The organism is Desulfovibrio sp. JC022 (assembly GCF_010470665.1).
GTDB lineage: Bacteria > Desulfobacterota > Desulfovibrionia > Desulfovibrionales > Desulfovibrionaceae > Maridesulfovibrio.
The window spans coordinates 376,406-396,411 of record NZ_VOPZ01000003.1 but is presented as its reverse complement, the minus strand read 5'-3'; the positions used below and the strand labels follow the sequence as shown (position 1 = coordinate 396,411).

Below are 20,006 nucleotides of genomic sequence, written 5' to 3'. Positions count from 1 at the left end.
ACGCCTCTCTCAATTCATCAAAACTTATTCCTAACTATTCAGCTTCACATAATAAAAGTTACGTCCGCGCTGAATTTTAAGCATAACCTTGTTGTTCATGCGATAGCGCAGAAAAGAGTCGAGAAAATCCTTTTGCGAATCCACGCGATGGTTGCCGATCTGGTGAATTTTATCGCCGGGTTGAAGGCCGAGCCTTGCGGAGGCACTGTTCTTGCGCACCTTGCTGACCAGCATACCGCGTCCACGTGAATCCTTATCCACAACCATACCCCAGCGGGACCATGCCTGTGACCGGACCTGCTGCGATTCAAGTGACTGTGGACGGACTACCACATGGCGGATTTTGCCGTCATGAAGCACTTCAAGGTCCACATCCTCACTGCGGGTCTGCACCCGGAGCAAAGCCAGATAGCCGGACTTATCTTCTACCTCAATTCCGTTGATCTTCAGAACAACGTCACCGGGTCTTAAGCCCGCATAAGCAGCCGGGGTGTCCTTATGCACATCGGTAACCAGCATTCCATAGACACGGGACAAGCCGAAATAACTGGCCGAACTCTGGTCAAGATCCTGACCGCTCAGTCCCAGCCAGACCGGGGAAACCTTACCGGACTCAAGCAACTCCTTAACCACCCGTTTGGCCCGGTTAATGGGAATGGCAAAGCCGATACCCTCGGCACGGGCCTGAATAAAAGAGTTAATACCGATCAGGTCGCCCATGATATTCAGCAGCGGACCGCCGCTGTTACCGGGGTTAATGGCTGCGTCGGTCTGGATAAAATCTGTATACGCACCCTCTTTTGATTTAACCGCGCGCTTGAGCGCGGAAACCACCCCGGTAGTCACCGTGTGGGTGTAGCCAAAGGGGTTGCCGATAGCAATGACCGTTTCACCGATATAAATATCCGAGGAATCACCCATGGCAACCTGCGGCAGATTGCCCGCACCTTTGATTTTAAGCACCGCAAGGTCAAAATCTGCGTCAGAGCCGACAATCTCGGCAGAGTATTCTTCACCGCTGATAGTCCTGACCTTGATATCGCTGCCGCCTGCCAAAACATGAGCATTGGTCAGCACCAGTCCCCGGCGACCATTAATGATCACCCCGGAGCCGGTGGATTGCGAACGGTATTTACGTTTGCGGGTCTCAAAGCCGTCAAAGAACATATCAAAGCCCTGCCCTCCGAACATCTGTCCGAAAGGAGAAACACCGCGTTCCACAATGCGGGTCACGTTGATATTCACAACAGCCGGGGCAGTTTTCTGCACCGCCCGAACCACAGGTGTCACCCGCAGGGAATTATCTTTTGCGGCAAATGCCGGCTGGGCAATTACTGCTGCCAGTAAAGAAAGAAGAAATATTTTAAGAAAAGATTTAAACATATAAAGCCTTCGGCGACCCTGCCGGGGACCTTAAACCCTTTTTGTAAAAAGGGTTTAAGAATCCCAAAAACTTTTATTAGGCTTCGCCGTCTTCTTATTTAAAAGTCCTATTTTCCAGCCATGGACATCAATCTGGAAATACGTTCCTCGGTAGAGGGGTGGGTACTGAACCAGTTAGCCATCTTTCCGCCGCTGAAAGGATTGACAATAAACATATTCTCGGTTGCGGGGTTGGCATCCATGGGGATGTTACGCGCAGTGGCATCCAGCTTGTAGAGCGCGGAGGCCAGAGCCTTGGGATCGCGGGAAATTTCAGCCCCGGTGGAATCCGCAAGATATTCCCTTGAGCGTGAGATAGCCATCTGGATCAGGGAAGCGGCAATGGGAGCGAGAATTGCGATCATAATCGCAGCCAGCGGGTTGGTCCCGCCTTCTTCATCGTCTCCGCCGAAGCCGAAAATTGCGGCCCACTGCATCATGTTGGCAATCATCATGATCGCCCCGGCAAGTACTGCCGCAACAGACTGGATAAGGATATCCCGGTTGGCAATATGACCGATCTCGTGCGCAATAACTCCGCGCAATTCTTCAGGAGTCAGGATACGCATGATTCCGCTGGTGACTGCGACAACGGCGTTCTCCGGGTTACGCCCGGTGGCAAAAGCATTGGGGGAATCCTGATCAACCACGTAAAGACGCGGTGCAGGAATGCCGGCATTGGCAGCCAGTTCCTGCACCATGGCATGCACCTGCGGAGCATCGTTGGCGGAAAGCTGTCGCGCATCATACATTTTGAGTACAATTTTATCTGAATACCAGTAGCTGCCCACGTTCATGAACATGGCCAGTGCAAAGGCGATGATAAGCCCGGTTTTTCCGCCCAGCATTCCCCCGAGAAAGAGAATTATACCTGTAAGCGCGGAAAGCAGGAAAAAAGTCTTGATCTGACTGGTCATATTAAAAGCTCCTGTTTTTGACTTAATAAAAAAACACCGCACCAAAACCGATGCGGTATTCAAAAGATATGATTTAAAACCGCCCAGTCAAGGGCTTGGAAATCAATAATTTCAGTCTTCAACAAGAATATCCTTGGGCAGGAGTATAGTGAAGGCCGTACCCTGCCCCTCCACACTGGAGCAGGTAATTGAGCCACCCAGACGGGTATGGACCAGATTGTAAACAATACTCATACCCAGCCCGGTTCCACCCGCTCCGCGCTTGGTAGTAAAGAAGGGTTCGAAAATTTTGTTTACATTTGCTTCGCTCATACCCTTTCCATCATCAGTATAACGGATGATAATATCTTCATCCCCCACCTCAACCCCGATATCAATATTCCCGGCCTCGACTCCTTCAAACCCATGAATAAGCGAATTTATTATGAGGTTTGAAAAGATCTGCATATACGCACCGGGATAGGTATTCAGAACCAGACTGTCGTCGCAACTGATATTAATTTTGTGCAGGGTTCTTTTGTATTTGGAGCGCAAACTAAGCAGGATTTCATCAATATATTCATGAAAATTGATGGTCCTTTTCTGTCCCGATGCCTGATCAGCAGCCACTTGTTTGAAATTACCGATAAGTTCGGCAGCCCGATGCAGATTGAGCATACTGGACTTGGTGGCTTCCTTGGCAATGGACACAAATTTATCAAAATCAGATTTGCGTAACTGACCGGAATCCATCTTTGATGAGATCTCTTTCAGTTTCTCTTCCATAAAACTGATGCTGGTTACGCTGATTCCAACCGGGGTATTAATTTCATGGGCAACCCCTGCAACGAGATCACCAAGAGCAGCCATTTTTTCTGATTGAATAAGCTGGTTTTGAGCATTTTCCAGCCTCTTCACAGAACTGCGCAGCTCTGCTGTGCGCTCCTCAACTTTCTGCTCAAGATTGCGGTTTAAGGTGCTTAACTGATCCTGCACAGAACGTAATTCAGAAATATCCCTACCCTCGGCCAGCAGGAAAATAATCTTTCCGTCAGCACCGAATGCAGGCTTCAATGAAAAATCAACATACCGTGATCCACCATCAGGAACATTCGTCCTGACTTCCCGGCGAATAATATGACCGTTAGCGGCATTTTTGATGTCTTCTTTTAAATTATCCATAAGGGATGGCGGGTCCTGCCACCATGGACCTTCCCAGAAAGGCCGATCAAGAACATCTTCGGGGACAACATTTCTAATATCAAGGGCGGCTTTGTTTACCTCCCTGAGATTACCATCAAGATCAACCACGCCCATAAATTGTAAAGACTGGCTGAACACCCCCCTGAACATTGCCTCGCTTAAGGCTATCTGCTCCTGAGCCTCTTTTAATTCCGTTACGTTGTGGCCCTCTGCAATGAGGAAAAGAACCTTGCCGTTATCGTCGACCACAGGCTTGGCGGAAAAATCAACATAGATAAAATTGCCATCCGGACCATCATGTCTGAAAATACCTTTCCCCACCCCGCCGAAAGAGGCAATCTGAATCAACTCCTTGAGTTGTCGCTGAGCTTCAAGTGAATCATCCCACCACGGGGTTTCCCAAAGATAATGACCGATTATATCACCCTTATCAGCCTCCACAAAATCCATAGATTCCTTATTGGCAAGCAGCAAAACCCCTTCAGGACTGAGCACTCCCATAAATTGCTGGCTATGGTTGAATATCCCCTTGAACAGGGCTTCGCTTTCCTGAATATCTTTGCCGGCCCTTCTGCTCTGGACAATGGTGTAAAAAGAAAGCAAAGAGATAAGTCCGAGAATGGCCACGGTCATCATGATCAATTCCCGGTTGCGGGCTGCGGCCTCGGACTCAATATCATCAAGGTAAAGCCCGGTTCCCACTATCCACTTCCAAGGGTAAAACCTCTGCACATAGGATATCTTGGGTACGACCTTGTCCGACTTATCCTGCCACTGCCAATGATAATTCACATAGCCGGCACCATCCTTTTCCGTGGCATTGACCATCTCCACAATCAGCAGTTTACCCTTGAAATCAGCAAACTTGGACATATCCCGGCCATCAAGTTCCGGCATATAAGGATGCATGACCATTTTAGCTTTAAAGTCATTTATCCAGAAATAATCCTTACCATCCGGGCCGAAGCGCATCATCCCGATAATCTCGGCCCCCCTTCTACGCGCTTCCTCAGAAGATATAATTCCTTTGATTTCCTGATCGCGCAGATGGTCCAGCACCCCTATGGCGACCTGAGTCATATGTTTCAGGGACTCTTTACGTTGAACAAGCAAGGCATCACGCACCGCAGGCATATGGACGGCAAAAAGGGCAATGATAAAAAGCAACAGCGAAGCAACCGTCGGAACGGCAACTCTCAGCCAGACAGGGGTTCTGCTCCCCGCCCCCTTGCTTTTTTCAAAAACGCCCATATATTTCTCCAGACCTGACAATGAATTAACATTAGTTCTGCAAAGTTAAGCATACACTATATACAGACCACAATACAACTTCTAAATTCAAGAATAGAGTTTTAGTTTTAGTGACTTTTACAGCCAGTATATTTTCCCAATATTACTTGCCCACACGCTATTTTTATTTTAATAATATATCTTATTTTTCCATTAATTCTTAAGATACATACTTTCTCCAAACAATACATAAACATAGGTTAACATACTGTAATGCCTGTTGAACAAAGCAGCCCTCAAGAAATCGGCGTAGTTACCGGGATTTCCGGTGAAGCGTATGCCCAAACCGCATCGGGAACACGTGTTCTGGAATCAGGAAGCCCTATCTATCAGGGCGAAGAACTGATCACCGGAGACAACAGTAATGTTGAGGTGCGCTTTGTTGACGACACCCTTATTTCACAGGGCGGCAACTCACGCATTGCCCTTGATGACTATGTTTACGACCCGGACGGTGGCGACTCCAGTTTTTTGGGCGAAATAGCTGAAGGCACCTTCCGTACTGTCACAGGTAAAATAGCAGAACAGAACCCGGACCGTTTCAAGCTCGGTTCGCCGCTGGCAACCATCGGTATCCGCGGGACCATCATCCTCAGCGAAGTCACCGATGACGGTGAAAAGCACGGTGTTGAAGAGATTCACGCCGGTAAAGCCATGCTCCTGCAAAGTAAAGCAACGGGAGCAATGCGCCAGCTCTTATCCGGACAGATGGTCGACGTCAGCAGGTCCGGCCTGCTCAGTCCGGTCCGTAGCCTCGCCCCGCAGGAACGTGATCAATTCCGTAAAATTGCCCCTGAAAACATCAGGCAGGAACAGGACATTCGTGACCAGCGCGATGATGACGACCAGCAGGATGATGATCAGAACGACGAACAGAATGACGAGCAACAAGGTGAAGAAGGACAGCAGGGAGAGCAGCAAGGCGAACTCCCCGGCGATGTTGATCCGGGCGGGGGAACCCCCGGCGAAGAGCAAGGAGCTGATGGCGGAGCACTGCACCCGGCAAAAGGTGTGATTGATCCGGGAGATGACGCTCTGATTGGACAACAGAGATTTGACCCCGATAAAATCGGCCAACCACCCAAACCCAATGAAAAGCCGGAAGTAGGTGAGAAAGACCAGCAGGAAAAACCAAAAGAAGGTCAAGAGCCGGAAGAGCCAAAGAACTCTGAAGACGAAGAACAAACAGGTGGCGAAGACGGGGAAAAACCAAAACCTGTAGTAGAGCCTGTTGTTGAAGAAGCAGATGATGACACAGGTGAAAAAGAAGACGAGAACGACGATGAATCTGGAGATTCCGGTGGTTCAAGTTCTAACCCGCACGACATCCACGGCAGCGGTTTTGTAGAAGGAACACAGGACGCAGACACCATCACCGGATCCAGTTCCGCCGATACCGTTAAAGGATACGGCGGAAACGACACCCTCTACGGCGAATCCGGGAACGACACCCTTTTCGGTGGAGACGGCAACGACTCCATGTACGGCGGCACGGGCGCAGACACGCTTACAGGCGGCAAAGGGAGTAACTACCTTGACGGCGGCAGCTCTACAGACGACATAGATTTCGCATCCTACGCTGATTCTGACCACGGTGTGACGGTGAACCTTGCGGGAAGCAGCGAAAGTACCGTTACGACCGATGACTTTGAAGATACTCTTGTGAACATCGAAGGAATCATCGGAAGCTCTCATCAAGACAACCTTAAAGGTGACACCAACACAAACTTTTTTAATCCCGGAATGAATGAAGAGTGGGTAAAAGACTCTGTTGGAACATACGATGTTGTTAACGGCGGTGATGGCAGTGAAGCGGACTGGATACAATTCGACACCCTGTCCAGCGAATATCATCTCTATGGAAACATGGGCAGCGTAATTAGCATCAAAAACTCATCCAACCAATATAAAGGACAAGTAGAACTGATTAACATAGAAAATTTAATCGGTTCTTCCGGCAATGACAACATCGTAGGCACTACCGGGACCAATGTACTCAAAGGCGGCGACGGCAATGATTCCTTTGATGGTAACTGCGGCAATGATACTATTTACGGTGACGACGGCAACGACACCATCAAAGGCGGCGAAAACGACGACACCATTTACGGTGGAACCGGTAATGATTCCATTTCCGGTGATCTCGGTAATGACAGCATTGAAGGCGGGGACGGCGTAGATATGATCTCCGGCGGCGAAGGAGTAGACTCCATCGACGGCGGAGATGGAATCGACTCCCTGACTTATGAATACATTACTGTCGGAAGCGATTACGGCATGGATATCAGTCTCTCTGCTTCCGGAACAGGCACAGCCAAGCAGGTCGGTGCATCAGTAACTGAAGACACCTTCACAAACATCGAAAAAATCCTCGGTACCGGAACCCACGACACCTTCAACGGGAGTGAGGCCGCTGACACCTTTGACGGCAATGAAGGCGACGACATAATCAACGGTAACGGTGGAAATGACTGGCTTAACGGCGACTCTGGCAATGACACGATTTACGGTGGAGCAGGAGATGACTTCATCAAGGGTGGTGCCGGTAACAACAAACTTTACGGCGGCACTGTAGGCGGAGCGTCAGGCGACGACACCCTTTCTTATGAAGACCACAGCAGCATCAGTGTAAGTATGTCAGATGGAGAAATATCCCACACCATATCCGGCACATCATACACTGATACAATCCAGCACTTTGCCACCTTTATCGGCTCCAAGGGAGCAGACACATTTATCGGGAACACTGACGGAGACACTTTTATCGGCGGTAAAGGTGACGACTATTTCCTTGGTAAAGACGGAAACAATTTTTTTGACGGCGGGGCCGGAACTGACAAAATATCTTTTGCCGACGCAGCTGGAACGGTCACAGTAAATATCAATAGCTCCGGCGGAACCGCCAGCCACGATGGCTATACCGACACATTCACCAACGTAGAATCTTTTGTAGGTTCAGCACACGATGACACATTCAATGGCAGCTCCGGCAACGAAACATTTACCGGTGGCATGGGTGATGACACAATCTACGCCGGGACAGGAAATGACACCCTGCAAGGGGATGCTGGAACCAATCTTCTTGACGGGCAGGGCGGTACAATGGACTACGTATCCTTTGCCGATGCCTCATCAGGCATAAACGTCACCTTAAACGGAACCAACGAAGTTACTGTCAGCACTGGTATCGGTACTGATGTGATCAAAAATATCGAAGGTATCATCGGCTCTGGACATCAGGACAATCTTGAAGGAGATGACAATGACAACTTCTTCGCTCCGGAACTCAACGCAGAATATATCTCCGGGAATTCAGCCACATACGAATCAGTAACTGGAGGGAATGGTTCGGACTGGATCCAGTTCGACACTTTTGACAGCAGTTACCATGTGGTAGCAGACTTAAGCAGTAATCTGATTTATATCAAATCCGGCTCCACTACGGTGAACAAAGTTGTTCTGGACAGCATTGAGAACATAATCGGCTCAGCTGGTAATGACATCATCACTGCCAGTTCTGTAAGCGCATCGACAATTCACGGTGGCAATGGAACTGATACAATTACTCTTCAAGACGGCAAGGCCAACACGCTTGTCTATACCTCTCTCAATGAGGGGGGCGATACCATCAACAACTTTGAAAACGATGATCCCACTGCAGCCAACAACGATAAATTTTACTTCAGCGGCTCGGATTTTGATTCGGCCGCAAAATCAAGATTTACAGTTATCGACAATTTCGACGGACATACAGGTCTTTCAGACAATCAGTCTTACTTTGTTTATGACAGCGTAAACGACAAACTGTATTATGATGCTGATGGTAATGATTCAAACTCTGCTACCATGATTGCAGACATAGCCAGCGGCAACGATGTCACAGCCGACGACATCAACTTCGCTTAGCACACAAAAAATAAAACCGCCCTTTCCGCATAAAAGCAGAAAGGGCGGTTTTGTTATTTAACTACAACTTTTTTTATTCGCCGTTTTCCATAGCCTTATCATCAACCATACGCTCATAGGTAAGAACCTGATTGCGCAGCCTGCGCAGCTTCACCAAGTCCTTTTTCTGATCCTTGCCGACCTTATCAAGCCGTCCACGCAAGGCTATTTCTTCCCGTTTCATGGCTTTGAGGGACTGGTTATGCCAGCCGGAAATCATCCTGTTGATAAACAAGGCCGCAACAAGAACAACCCCGGAAAAAACGAGCATGGGAATCATTTTTTGCTGCTCCCGGCATCATTTAAGTTTCTCCTCAAAAGATCAAGACGGGCTGAGGCCTCGGCAATCTCACGATTGATCTCAGCTGAACCCTTATTGAGCTTGTTGATCCTGAATTCAACATTATCGCGCAGATTCTCCAGTTGCAATTTGCGCTGGCCGATACTGCCGCTTACATTCAGGTAACGGGCATACAAAATCATGAAAATTAAAAAACTGAAAACAAGTGTTATTAAAAAATACATTTATAAAACCTGAAATTTTGTCAAAAAGGCTATTAATCCTGCTACGCTCCGCTCTTTTTGAGCAGACCCTTGAGCTTGGCGTCATCAGGAAATTCAGTAAGAGCTTCCTCAATAACAACACGGGCTTCATCATTCATGCCTACCTTTATGAAAATCCCGCTGATATTGCGGGCCACGGACACAGCGGACTTATGAATCATCCCGTCCGAACGGACCGCCCGTTTAAAAAAGGTAGCGCACTTGGCGTATTCCTTACCATCACTGTAGGCCAGACCTATATTATAAAAGAGGCCCGGTTCATTGGGCGCAACCCTGAGCGCGGCCTGATAATTCTCCACCGCCTGCATCCACTTGCCCTGTTTGCGTAAAGCTATGCCCAGACGGTTGTAAGTTTCCAGATCATCCGCACTCAAGCTGGAAGATTTAACCGACAGCAGTTTTGAATAATACTTTTCAGCCTTTTCCGGAGCCACATCAAAAAGAGACTCCGCAATACCGCTCATAACCTGAGAAAGATAACTATGCGCTTCCTTTACTGCACAGCGAACAGCCTGATCAAAAAAGACCTCCGCATCATCAAGCTCTTCACGCTCAAGATGAACCCGCCCGATCTCGCATTTGCGCTCGGTATTCAACGGACTGATTGAATCAAGCTTTTTCAAATAGTGCAGGTACTGGTCATTATCATTATCCTTGTAAAAATCGGCCAGTTTCTTGATCGGCTCCATAAACACCTTGGACTGCTCATGAGCTTGCAAATAAGATTTCAAGGCCTCGTCTCGCTGCCCCATGCAGGACTGGGCGTCGCCCTGCAACATAAGTCCAGCCGGACTGTCCGGTTTAATCTCAAGAATTTTTGCACTGACCAGCAGCACCTTATCAAGGTCACCTTTGCGCAAAAACTTCTTACCGGCTTCCACAAGCTGGGCCAGCCTGCCCTGCGGCTTGATGGTAAAAGCCAGTTTCTGAACCAGACTATCCACGGAAACAGGCTTGGTAATGATATTATTCACCCCAAGCTCATGCAGAAAAATAAGTTCCTCCTGACTGATTTCATCAGTGAGGACCACCACCTTAAGCTCTGGAAATAATTTACGGATATTAAGGATAAACTCAGCTGTAGGCTTGCCCCGGACCAGCCTTTCCACAAAAACAAGTACAGGCTGGTTGGCACCGACCTTATCCTTGATCTCGGACAGACAAGGAGCCTGCTCCTGAAAATAGGCCAGACAATCCCGGCGGATGGCCAGAATTTTATGCAGTGTGCCGCGCAGCAACTTGTAAAACGAAGGCTCGTCACTCAAAAGAACAGTATATCCGGCCTGTTCCTCATAAAACTCACGCACTATCTGATCATATTTAGTTGCCACTTAAGCCTCGCTACATGCAATAAGACTGCCGAACTATTTACAATTCGACAAGTTGCCCTTCATGGGGCAGAAAAACTTCACACCCGTCAGCCTGAGCCAACAGTTCAACGACCTGATTAATGCGGCAGGTTCTCACAAAAGGCTCCAAATGCACAAGAGCAACTTTCACCATTCCTGTGGAAACAGCAAAATCAATACATTTCGCTACACTGGAGTGCCTTTTAACAGTATCGTCCAGCCCGTACGATTCAAGTATTCCCAGATCGGCCTTCTTGGCAATGTTTCGGCAACCTTCAGTAAGCTGCCCGTCGCCGCTATAAAAAACAGACTTCCCGGCAGATTCAAGCCGCAAAGCCAAAGCAGACCCGGAATGCTCAATGGTGCAGACATGCAGACAGAATCCCGCCACAGTCCTCACATCATCAGATCCAAATTCATGGAAAACAATATCAAAATCCAACTTTGCCCGCAGAGAAGGATAAGCGAGGTCTACAGCCTGAATGACCTTATCCTCAACTCCCCGTGGTCCGCAGACATGAAACACCTTTGCACGCCCTGCTGTAAAAAATGAACCCAAGAGAAACGGCAGCCCAAAAAAATGATCACCGTGAAAATGAGAAATCCAGACCGCATCAATGAGGGAAGGGTCCGGGATCAACCGCATGCAGCCATGGGCGGCGTTAAAACCGCAATCCAGCAAAATACGATGATCATTGGCTTCCACCAGCATGGAAACATTGGTCTGTGCGGCGTCAAATGCTGAACCGACGCCGATAAAAGTACATTTCATAATAGCTGCTGCCCCGCGCCTGAATCAGTACGAAAAGATCAATCCATCCCCGGTGGCGGAACCGGTGGGGGCAAGCCCCAGATATCCTAGGATTTCCCTGATCAGCGGTTTTTCTTCTTCAGGCCCTTCGATGACCTTCACTTCGCCCTCAATGTTGCAAAGAGCTTTGAGAACAGTGACTGAATCCTCAAATCCGCCGATACGGTCTACCAGTCCAAGTTCTTTGGCTTCACGCCCGGTAATGGCACGCCCGTCGGCTATTTTATCCAACTGTTCGCGGTCCAGCTTACGTGCAGAAGCAACATCAGAAATAAACTGATTGTGCATATCCATAATCAGATTGGTCAGGTATTCGCGCTGTTCCGGAGTGAGTTCGGAATACGGAGAACCGGCGGCCTTCATCTTGCCACTGGTAATAATGATTGGATTGACCCCCACCTTCTCCATGAGCTGGTGGAAATTTGCATACTCCGCCTTAACCCCGATGGAGCCGGTAATGGAACCGGAACTGGCCATGATCTTGGTGGCCGGGGCCGCAGCGTAATACCCGCCGGAAGCCGCAACAGTACCGAACGAAGCCACAATAGGCTTGACCTCGGCGAAACGCTTCACCGCGTGATAAAGCTCCTGTGAAGGGGCAATGGTTCCGCCCGGAGAATTAACCCGCAAAAGAACGCCTTTTACAGAATCATCCCGACGCAGATCACGCAGAAACTTTACCGTAGGCAGTGAGTTGATGATGGTTCCCTGTACATTGACCACCCCGATCTTCCCGGCGCTGAAAAAGTCCACTTTTCCATGAAAAAAGGCTGCGGCTCCCCATAGGAGAGCCACAGCCATAATAAGCAGACTGAAACCGAACAGAATCGGATGTCTTACAGAGAAACCTTTCTTAGGATTCTTCATCCTCAGTCTCTGCAGCTGCTTTAGCTTCACTTGCATCAGCAAGTTTCTGCTTCAGCAGTTCGCCCAGAGTGTTACCGCTGTCGGCAGGACCGGAACGGAATTCTTTAGGCTGACGTTTTTCAGTGTCTTCCTTGAGCTGCTTGATGGAGAGGCCGAGGCGACGCTCATCAGCAGATACGTGGATGACTTTAGCCTGGATGGTAACGCCTTCTTTAAACATCTCAGAAGGATTCTTGATCTTCTTGTGAGAGATTTCAGAAACGTGAACCAGACCTTCAATACCTTCTTCAACTTCTACGAAGAGGCCGAAGTCGGTGATGTTGGTAACGAGACCATCAAGGGTGCAGCCAACGGGGTACTTGTTGGGTACCTGAGACCAGGGGTCTTCGGAAAGCTGTTTAACACCGAGGGTGAATTTCTCGTTTTCTTTATCAACAGTAAGTACTTTAGCCTGAACGGAATCGCCCACGCTGTATACTTCTGAAGGATGACGAACCTTGCGGGTCCAGGAGATATCGGAAACGTGAATCAGGCCGTCAATGCCGTCTTCGATGCCGATGAACACACCGAATTCAGTGATGTTCTTGATCTGGCCTTCAAGGATAGTACCTTCGGGGAATTTCTCAGCAACAACATCCCAGGGGTTAGGCTTAACCTGTTTCATACCGAGGGAGATGCGCTTTTTGTCGGGATCAACACCCAGAACAACTACGTCGACTTCATCGCCAACGCGAACCATCTGGGAGGGGTGACGCAGCTTGCGGGTCCAGGACATTTCAGAAATGTGAACCAGACCTTCAACGCCTGCTTCCAGCTCAACGAATGCACCGTAGTCGGCGAGGTTGGTAACCTTACCGGTGTACTTGGCACCTTCGGGGTATTTGCCGGAGATGTCTTCCCACGGATCGGGAACGAGCTGCTTGAGGCCGAGAGAAACTTTCTGGCCTTCTTTATCGAAGTTCAGAACTTTCAGTTCGAGCTCATCACCGAGTGCGACCATTTCCTTAGGATGCTTGATGCGCTTCCAGGACATGTCTGTGATATGCAGAAGACCGTCGAGACCGCCGAGGTCGATGAATACACCGTATTCGGTGATGTTCTTGACCTTACCTTTAACAGTCTGCTCTTCTTCAAGAGTTTCGAGCAGCTGGGAACGCATTTCGTTGCGCTGTTCTTCAAGAAGAACACGGCGGGAAACGATAACGTTGCTGCGGCGACGGTTAATTTTAAGAATCTTGAATTCGTAAGTCTGATCAACGAGAGCGTCCATATCAGGAACGGGACGAAGATCAACGTGAGAACCGGGCAGGAATGCTTCCACGCCACCGAGATCAACGGTGTAACCACCTTTGATACGGCGGATGATTCTGCCTTCGACAACGCCTTCTTTTTCCTGCACTTCTTCGAGCTTGTCGAAGAGCTGCATGCGCTTGGCTTTGTCGCGAGAAAGGTGAATGGTGCCTTCGTTTTCGTTTTTGTTTGCAACAAATACGTCTACTTTGTCACCGACTGCAACAGTCATTTCACCGTCAGCATCCAAAAATTCAGAAACTGCAATCTGGCCTTCAGATTTGAAGTTAACGTCGATAAGAACGAAGTCCTTGTCTACTTTAACTACTTCACCGGAAACGATGCTTCCTTCGTCCAGATTTCCGAAATCGGCATTAAGATAATCTTCAAGGGCTGCCTCGAAGTCCATATCCATTTCCATTTCGGCGTTCATGTTTTCATTGTTTTCCATGGGTTACCTCCAACAACGTGTCCTCGGACAAAATTTCGGCATATATATCATGGGAAAAGTACATTGGAATCAACCTGCTCACGCGTTCCGAGGCAGCCGATGCCCAGATTGTCCGTTGGCCTGAAAGACCGCACTTCGTCCCTAATGCCCGTTACGGGAAAAACTCAAGAGTAATAAGGTAATCATCTCCCCGCGATTTTCAATACCGCCGGGTACAGACTTTCCACTTGAGATTAAGAGAACTGCTTCTATCCTAAAAAAGAACTCCTGTAAACCATATTAAATATGCTTTCATTCCTCGGAATCGTTTGCGCCCAAAGCTTAAGGCAAAAAAAGAGCCGGAAAATTCCGGCTCTTTTAAAATCATTTCGCAAGGTCTGGCTGCCTGCTATCCCATACATTGATGTTTGATATTCACTCCCTGAGTGATAAAAACAACTGATTCGGCAATATTAGTGGCCTGATCCGCAATACGTTCCAGATGGCTTGCAGCCATGATCAGGTGCACCCCGCGTTCCACGATTCTGGTTTCGGAGACCATATTTTCGATAAGACCTTTGAGAATCCGTACATTAAGACTGTCCGCCTCATGGTCCATACCGCAAATCTCAGCCGCCAGCACGGGATCTTCGTCTGCAAAAGATTTAACCGCCTTGGCAACCATTTTCCCGGCAATGTCCCCCATCTGATCCAGCTGCTGATTAAACGGTAACGGAGGACGGGAACTCAAAAACACGGCCCGTTGAGCAAGGTTGACCGCCTGATCGCCTATTCGCTCAAGGTTGCTGGTGATACGCATGGAACCGACGATAAACCTCAGATCCCTTGCCATGGGCTGATCAAGAGCCAATAGACTCAGGTTATGTTCATCAAGATCGCATTCAAGTTCATTAATCTTGATATCGTTCATAATCACATCTTCAGCAAGTTCTGCATTGCACTGAGCCAGAGCTTTCACAGAATTATGCATGGCGGTTTCAGCCATACTGGACATTCTCAGGACCTGAACCTTCAGATCGTCCATTTTTTTTATGAAATGAGCGCGCTGCTCCATGAAATTCTCCTGTAAGTTTAACCGAAACGACCGGTGATATAATCTTCGGTCTGTTTATTCTTGGGCTTGGTGAACATGGTCTCGGTCTTACCGGTTTCTATAAGGCGACCCATGTAAAAAAAGGCTGTCTGATCGGACACACGTGCTGCCTGCTGCATGGAATGGGTCACGATGATAATGGTGAAATTCTTTTTCAGTTCATGAATCAGGTCTTCGATCTTCTGGGTGGCGATGGGGTCAAGCGCGGATGCCGGTTCATCCATCAGTAAGACTTCAGGTTCAACAGCAAGGGCGCGGGCAATGCAAAGCCTCTGCTGCTGACCGCCGGAAAGTCCGAGCGCGGAAGTATGCAGACGATCCTTTACCTCATCCCAGAGGGCAGCGCCTTTAAGACTCTCTTCAACCTTATGGGCAACAAATTCCTTGTCTGTAATGCCGTTTACGCGCAGACCGTAGGCTACGTTCTCAAAAATGGATTTGGGAAAGGGGTTAGGCTTTTGAAAAACCATACCGACACGCCTTCTCAGAGTAACAACATCAAGTCCCTGCGCGTAAATATTTTCTTCGTCGAGAATGAGATTGCCGTCAACACGGGTTCCTGAAATAAGGTCATTCATCCTGTTCAGGCAGCGCAAAAAAGTACTTTTACCGCAACCGGAAGGTCCGATAAGCGCAGTAACCCTGTTTTCCCGAAAATCCATGGAAATATCTTCAAGAGCCTTGAAGTCGCCATAATAAAAATCCAGATTCCTTGAAGCGATTTTAACAGCTTGCCCCATCACTTTGTCTCCATATTTATTTAAATAGAATCGGATCAGACCCGGCCGATCCCTTATCTTACTTGATATGTCACTTAATAACGCCCAGCCAGCATCAGCTGACCTGAACTAACTATCCGGCACGGGTTACAGAGCAATGACCCGGCTGTTACATTTGCGTTACGTGGAAAACAAAGAAATAAACCACTAAAACAATATAATTTTGCACCATCCACAATTCAAAAAAAATCCCTGCAACACAAAGCATTGCAGGGATTTCAAGGTAAAATTTATATCCGGGATCAAAAACCAAGACCGAGGGAGACTCCTTTGTCGTGTTTACGGACGGTCGGCTTAATCTTTGCGGGTACGCCCTTTTTATCAAGGTAAAAAACTAAACGAATTTTATCAGGATGTTCGCCGAGCACTATTTTTCGCAACGGACAATCTTTCAGGCGATATAAGGACTTAGCCTTGTTCTGCCATTTCCCGTGAAGATCAACCACAAGCCTGCGCGGTTTTGCAAGATTGAACCAGCTGATTTTCCCCGCAGATGCTGAAAGAACAACCTCAATGGAAGCTTTTCCGGGCTTGCAGGCAACGGACACATTACCCAGCACACCTTTGGAAGCAGAAGTCTTGGAGGGTTTTGCGGCTGCTTTCTTGGCTGCGGACTTTGCCTGGGCAGGCTTGGATTTAACTTCAGGCTTTGCTGCGGCAGAAACCTGATCTGCTTCGTGCAGCTCTTCATCCTTCACCACCGGAGTAGCTCCCTGAGTATCGGACTGGTTAGCAGCACTGATATCCGCCTCGTTCAATCCTTCTGCCAATTCAGAAGTCTCTGGTTTTGCAGACTCAAGCGGAAGCACCAGCTTGCTGATCTCACGGCGCACAACCGGACCTTCCCCATTCTGACTTACAGCTTCCTGCTCCTTTCCGGCCAGAAAGGAATCGAAAAAGCCCATATGGAAAAGCACGGCATTAACACCTACCACCAGCAGGATTATAAGCAACAGGAGAGTAAAAGGACGAAATTTAATTTTCATTATCGTTAACCCGTTTTGTAATCATTTCAGGAGCGATAATATAAAAGAATTTCCCGGTTAAGGCAAAGAGGCCCTCACCCCGCAAGATGCATGGATTAACACAAAAACAACCGCCTGTTTCAATCGAAAAACAGACGGTTGTGTTAAATTTACGAAATTACCAAAACTACTTTTCCATCTTCATGGGCCGCACGCCCCAGATATTGCGGGCGTAATCCATTATAGCCCGATCACTGGAAAAGTAGCCTGAACCGGCAGTGTTAAGAATTGAACTGCGCAACCAGCCCCGGCGATCCTGCCATAATTCATCCACCCGGTCTTGCGCATCCACATAATCACGGTAATCAGCAAGAACCATGTACTGATCGCCACCGTCAAACAGGGCATTTAATATCGGCCTGAAAAGATCCCGGTCACCTTCGGAAAAGGTGCCGTCACCGATGTAATGCAACGCCTCAGCCAGCTCCTGATCAGTAGAAGCAATATCCGAAGGGTTATAGCCATGATGTCTGCGCATCTGCACTTCATCAGCGTCCATTCCGAAAATGAACATATGCTCCCGGCCCACCTCTTCCATGATTTCAATGTTAGCACCGTCGAGAGTACCGATGGTCAACGCCCCATTAAGGGCGAACTTCATATTCCCGGTACCGGAAGCTTCGGTTCCGGCAAGGGAGATCTGCTCAGAAAGGTCAGTAGCCGGAATAATCCTTTCCGCCTGCGAGACCCGGTAGTTAGGCATAAAAGCGATACGCAATTTATGATTCACTGCGGAATCTGAGTTGACCACCGCGCCCACGGAATTAATCAACCGGATGAGACGCTTGGCAATAAAATATCCGGGAGCTGCCTTGCCTGCAAAAATCTTCAGCCTCGGCACAGCCACACTGTTGGGGTCCTTTTTGAGACGGCAGTAAAGAGTGACCGCGTGCAGCACATTGAGCAATTGCCTTTTGTACTCGTGAATACGTTTGACATGCACATCGTACATCCAGTCCGCAGGCAGATACAGCCCGTACTCATTACGTGCATATTCCACCAACCGCTGCTTCTCTTTAAGCTTGCATTCGTACCAGCGATCCTGAAATTCAGGGTCCTCAGCCAACGGTTCCAATTTTTGCAATTGCGCAAGATCGGTGACCCATTCCTCACCTATCTTTTCGGTGATAAGTTCAGATAAGGGCTGGTTGCACTGGCGCAGCCACCTGCGCGGGGTGATCCCGTTGGTAACTGAGGTAAAGCGGCCCGGAAACATTTCCACAAAATCCTGAAAAATACTTTTCTTGATCAAGTCCCCATGCAGCGCGGAAACTCCGTTCACAATAAAACTCCCCACCACAGCCAGCCAAGCCATCCGAACCTGCGGGAATTCACCATCCTCAATAATGGACATACGCTTAAACCTGTCCTCGTCTCCGGGAAAACGCTCCTTCACGTCTTCCATGAAGCGACGGTTAATCTCGAAAATGATAGAAACATGACGGGGCAGGACCTTGCGCATCATATCAAGGGGCCATGTTTCAAGGGCTTCGGGCATGACCGTATGGTTGGTGTAGGCAAATGTCCTGCGGCAGATACGCCAGGCCACATCCCAATTAAGCATATGCTCATCAATAAGGATACGCATCAGCTCAGGTATGGCGATAGCCGGGTGGGTTTCATTAAGCTGGACCACTGCGCGGTTGGGCAGTTCAGAGAAATCAAGTTTCAGCTTCATGAAACGGCGCATCATGTCCTGAATGGTAGCCGAAACAAAAAAGTACTGCTGCACAAGACGCAGTTCACGCCCTTCACTAAGTCTGTCGTTGGGATAAAGGACCTTGGAAATTGTCTGGGAACGGACCGCATCTTCCATAGAGCGGATGTAATCACCGCTGTTGAAAAGATCAAAATTGAATCGCCTTGCGGGCTGAGCCTCCCAAAGGCGCATATTGATAACATTTCCGTTCTTGTAACCGGGAATAAGCATATCCACCGGCACAGCCATTACTTTTGCGCTGTCCGCCCAGCGATGGCGAGCTGAACCGTCCTCATGGGTGTACTGCTCTTCACGTCCGTAGAGACGAACCGTAAACATAAAACCCTTGCGGCAGAACTCCCACGGGTTACCGCTGTGCAGCCAGTCATCCGGGGCCTCAACCTGCTCCCCGTTTTCAATGGCCTGTTTAAAAATTCCATACTCATACCTGATTCCGTAACCATAACCGGGAATTCCCAGACTGGCCATGGAATCCAAAAAACATGAAGCCAGCCTGCCCAGACCGCCGTTACCCAATCCGGCATCCGCTTCCGCGCTTTCGGCCTCATCAAGTGTCACCCCGAATTTATCCAGAACTTCAGCAACTTCCTTTTCAGCCCCAAGGCTTAAGGTATTGCTGGCCAGCGATTTCCCGGTAAGAAACTCAAGAGAAAGATAGTAAACACTTTTAGCCCGCTGACTGTAATATGAACGCTGGGTCTTAATCCAGTTGCCCACAAGACGATCCCGCAAGGTATACGCAAGAGCCTGATAGAGTGAAAATATGTCGGTACGTCCGTAATCACGGCCCAGATTGGAGAGGTGGTGGCGGCAGACGCAATTCACAAGAGACTCGACATCCATTCCGCCAATTTCTTCAAGAAATTCAGATATATCTTTCTTAGGCATAAAAAGACCTCTCTATCTATTCGATTTTGTTTATTTAAAACACCTATTCTCCAAAATGAAACCAAAACACCGCCTTAACAATAAAAGGTTCTACATTGCCCTTATACACCAACTATCCCGAAAAAGTAACGTAAACATGCTTCCAGAAGCGCAACAAAATGTTGCAGGCCGATACAAAGCTTCCGGTTAAGATTTTGGCTTCTATATTTACAGCCTAAATCATACTGAATTGGGAAAGTTATACTACAACACTGTTCAGCAGTCTAAAAAAGTAGAAAGTTTTTTAACATTCTACTTCACCTTTATGTGCATATAGTGCTATTCGTAGGTATTCGTGATCGGTTAAAGTCTCCAAATTGAAACTAGTGTCAGCTTAAAGTTTCTATACTAGACATAACATCATTTCACACCAG

At 48.3% G+C, this 20,006-nt stretch carries 14 protein-coding genes; 1 reads left to right on the top strand and 13 read right to left on the bottom strand.

Features of this window, described 5'->3' with window-relative positions:
- Positions 1-30: 30 nt before the first annotated feature.
- The 3 genes from FMS18_RS06940 to FMS18_RS06930 form a co-directional block, all read right to left on the bottom strand.
- Positions 31-1,383 carry a trypsin-like peptidase domain-containing protein gene (locus FMS18_RS06940; protein ID WP_163293013.1) on the bottom strand — a complete coding sequence of 451 codons (1,353 nt, stop codon included), beginning with the start codon at positions 1,381-1,383 and terminating at the stop codon, positions 31-33.
- Positions 1,384-1,490: 107 nt separating this feature from the next.
- The gene (gene htpX / locus FMS18_RS06935; RefSeq protein ID WP_163293012.1) at positions 1,491-2,339 is read right to left on the bottom strand and encodes a zinc metalloprotease HtpX; all 849 of its coding nucleotides are present in this window, start codon (positions 2,337-2,339) and stop codon (positions 1,491-1,493) included.
- A gap of 111 nt (positions 2,340-2,450) precedes the next feature.
- Positions 2,451-4,772, bottom strand: coding sequence for a cache domain-containing protein (locus tag FMS18_RS06930; RefSeq protein WP_163293011.1), 2,322 nt, complete (start codon positions 4,770-4,772; stop codon positions 2,451-2,453).
- A gap of 252 nt (positions 4,773-5,024) precedes the next feature.
- Here FMS18_RS06930 and FMS18_RS06925 point away from each other — a divergent pair, with 252 nt between their 5' ends.
- The gene (locus FMS18_RS06925) at positions 5,025-8,717 is read left to right on the top strand and encodes a FecR domain-containing protein (protein WP_163293010.1); all 3,693 of its coding nucleotides are present in this window, start codon (positions 5,025-5,027) and stop codon (positions 8,715-8,717) included.
- A gap of 73 nt (positions 8,718-8,790) precedes the next feature.
- Here FMS18_RS06925 and FMS18_RS06920 read toward each other — a convergent pair whose 3' ends face one another.
- From FMS18_RS06920 to FMS18_RS06875, 10 genes are all read right to left on the bottom strand, one after another.
- Positions 8,791-9,036 carry a hypothetical protein gene (locus FMS18_RS06920; RefSeq protein ID WP_163293009.1) on the bottom strand — a complete coding sequence of 82 codons (246 nt, stop codon included), beginning with the start codon at positions 9,034-9,036 and terminating at the stop codon, positions 8,791-8,793.
- Positions 9,033-9,281, bottom strand: a complete 249-nt coding sequence (locus tag FMS18_RS06915; RefSeq protein WP_163293008.1) for a hypothetical protein — start codon at positions 9,279-9,281, stop codon at positions 9,033-9,035. Before FMS18_RS06915 ends, FMS18_RS06920 begins: the two co-directional genes overlap by 4 nt.
- Before the next feature lie 41 nt (positions 9,282-9,322).
- Complete coding sequence (locus FMS18_RS21020) at positions 9,323-10,651, bottom strand: tetratricopeptide repeat protein (RefSeq protein WP_163293007.1); 1,329 nt, start codon at positions 10,649-10,651, stop codon at positions 9,323-9,325.
- 37 nt (positions 10,652-10,688) lie between these two features.
- Positions 10,689-11,441, bottom strand: a complete 753-nt coding sequence (locus FMS18_RS06905; protein WP_163293006.1) for an MBL fold metallo-hydrolase — start codon at positions 11,439-11,441, stop codon at positions 10,689-10,691.
- Between the two features lie 24 nt (positions 11,442-11,465).
- On the bottom strand, positions 11,466-12,347 hold the full coding sequence (gene sppA, locus FMS18_RS06900; protein WP_163293005.1) for a signal peptide peptidase SppA: 882 nt from the start codon (positions 12,345-12,347) through the stop codon (positions 11,466-11,468).
- Complete coding sequence (locus tag FMS18_RS06895) at positions 12,334-14,088, bottom strand: 30S ribosomal protein S1 (protein ID WP_163293004.1); 1,755 nt, start codon at positions 14,086-14,088, stop codon at positions 12,334-12,336. Before FMS18_RS06895 ends, sppA begins: the two co-directional genes overlap by 14 nt.
- Before the next feature lie 388 nt (positions 14,089-14,476).
- Positions 14,477-15,142: a phosphate signaling complex protein PhoU gene (gene phoU, locus FMS18_RS06890; RefSeq protein WP_163293003.1), complete on the bottom strand. Its 666-nt coding sequence runs from the start codon at positions 15,140-15,142 to the stop codon at positions 14,477-14,479.
- 17 nt (positions 15,143-15,159) lie between these two features.
- Positions 15,160-15,921, bottom strand: a complete 762-nt coding sequence (gene pstB, locus FMS18_RS06885; RefSeq protein WP_163293002.1) for a phosphate ABC transporter ATP-binding protein PstB — start codon at positions 15,919-15,921, stop codon at positions 15,160-15,162.
- Positions 15,922-16,202: 281 nt separating this feature from the next.
- Positions 16,203-16,946 carry an AMIN domain-containing protein gene (locus FMS18_RS06880; RefSeq protein ID WP_163293001.1) on the bottom strand — a complete coding sequence of 248 codons (744 nt, stop codon included), beginning with the start codon at positions 16,944-16,946 and terminating at the stop codon, positions 16,203-16,205.
- Positions 16,947-17,112: 166 nt separating this feature from the next.
- Positions 17,113-19,593, bottom strand: a complete 2,481-nt coding sequence (locus FMS18_RS06875) for a glycogen/starch/alpha-glucan phosphorylase (protein ID WP_163293000.1) — start codon at positions 19,591-19,593, stop codon at positions 17,113-17,115.
- Positions 19,594-20,006 lie beyond the last annotated feature (413 nt).

Coding starts and splice junctions, on each gene's coding strand:
- FMS18_RS06940 (WP_163293013.1), bottom strand. CDS start 1,383: ATGTTTAAATCTTTTCTTAAAATATTTCTTCTTTCTTTACTGGCAGCA.
- htpX (WP_163293012.1), bottom strand. CDS start 2,339: ATGACCAGTCAGATCAAGACTTTTTTCCTGCTTTCCGCGCTTACAGGT.
- FMS18_RS06930 (WP_163293011.1), bottom strand. CDS start 4,772: ATGGGCGTTTTTGAAAAAAGCAAGGGGGCGGGGAGCAGAACCCCTGTC.
- FMS18_RS06925 (WP_163293010.1), top strand. CDS start 5,025: ATGCCTGTTGAACAAAGCAGCCCTCAAGAAATCGGCGTAGTTACCGGG.
- FMS18_RS06920 (WP_163293009.1), bottom strand. CDS start 9,036: ATGATTCCCATGCTCGTTTTTTCCGGGGTTGTTCTTGTTGCGGCCTTG.
- FMS18_RS06915 (WP_163293008.1), bottom strand. CDS start 9,281: ATGTATTTTTTAATAACACTTGTTTTCAGTTTTTTAATTTTCATGATT.
- FMS18_RS06905 (WP_163293006.1), bottom strand. CDS start 11,441: ATGAAATGTACTTTTATCGGCGTCGGTTCAGCATTTGACGCCGCACAG.
- sppA (WP_163293005.1), bottom strand. CDS start 12,347: ATGAAGAATCCTAAGAAAGGTTTCTCTGTAAGACATCCGATTCTGTTC.
- FMS18_RS06895 (WP_163293004.1), bottom strand. CDS start 14,088: ATGGAAAACAATGAAAACATGAACGCCGAAATGGAAATGGATATGGAC.
- phoU (WP_163293003.1), bottom strand. CDS start 15,142: ATGGAGCAGCGCGCTCATTTCATAAAAAAAATGGACGATCTGAAGGTT.
- pstB (WP_163293002.1), bottom strand. CDS start 15,921: ATGGGGCAAGCTGTTAAAATCGCTTCAAGGAATCTGGATTTTTATTAT.
- FMS18_RS06880 (WP_163293001.1), bottom strand. CDS start 16,946: ATGAAAATTAAATTTCGTCCTTTTACTCTCCTGTTGCTTATAATCCTG.
- FMS18_RS06875 (WP_163293000.1), bottom strand. CDS start 19,593: ATGCCTAAGAAAGATATATCTGAATTTCTTGAAGAAATTGGCGGAATG.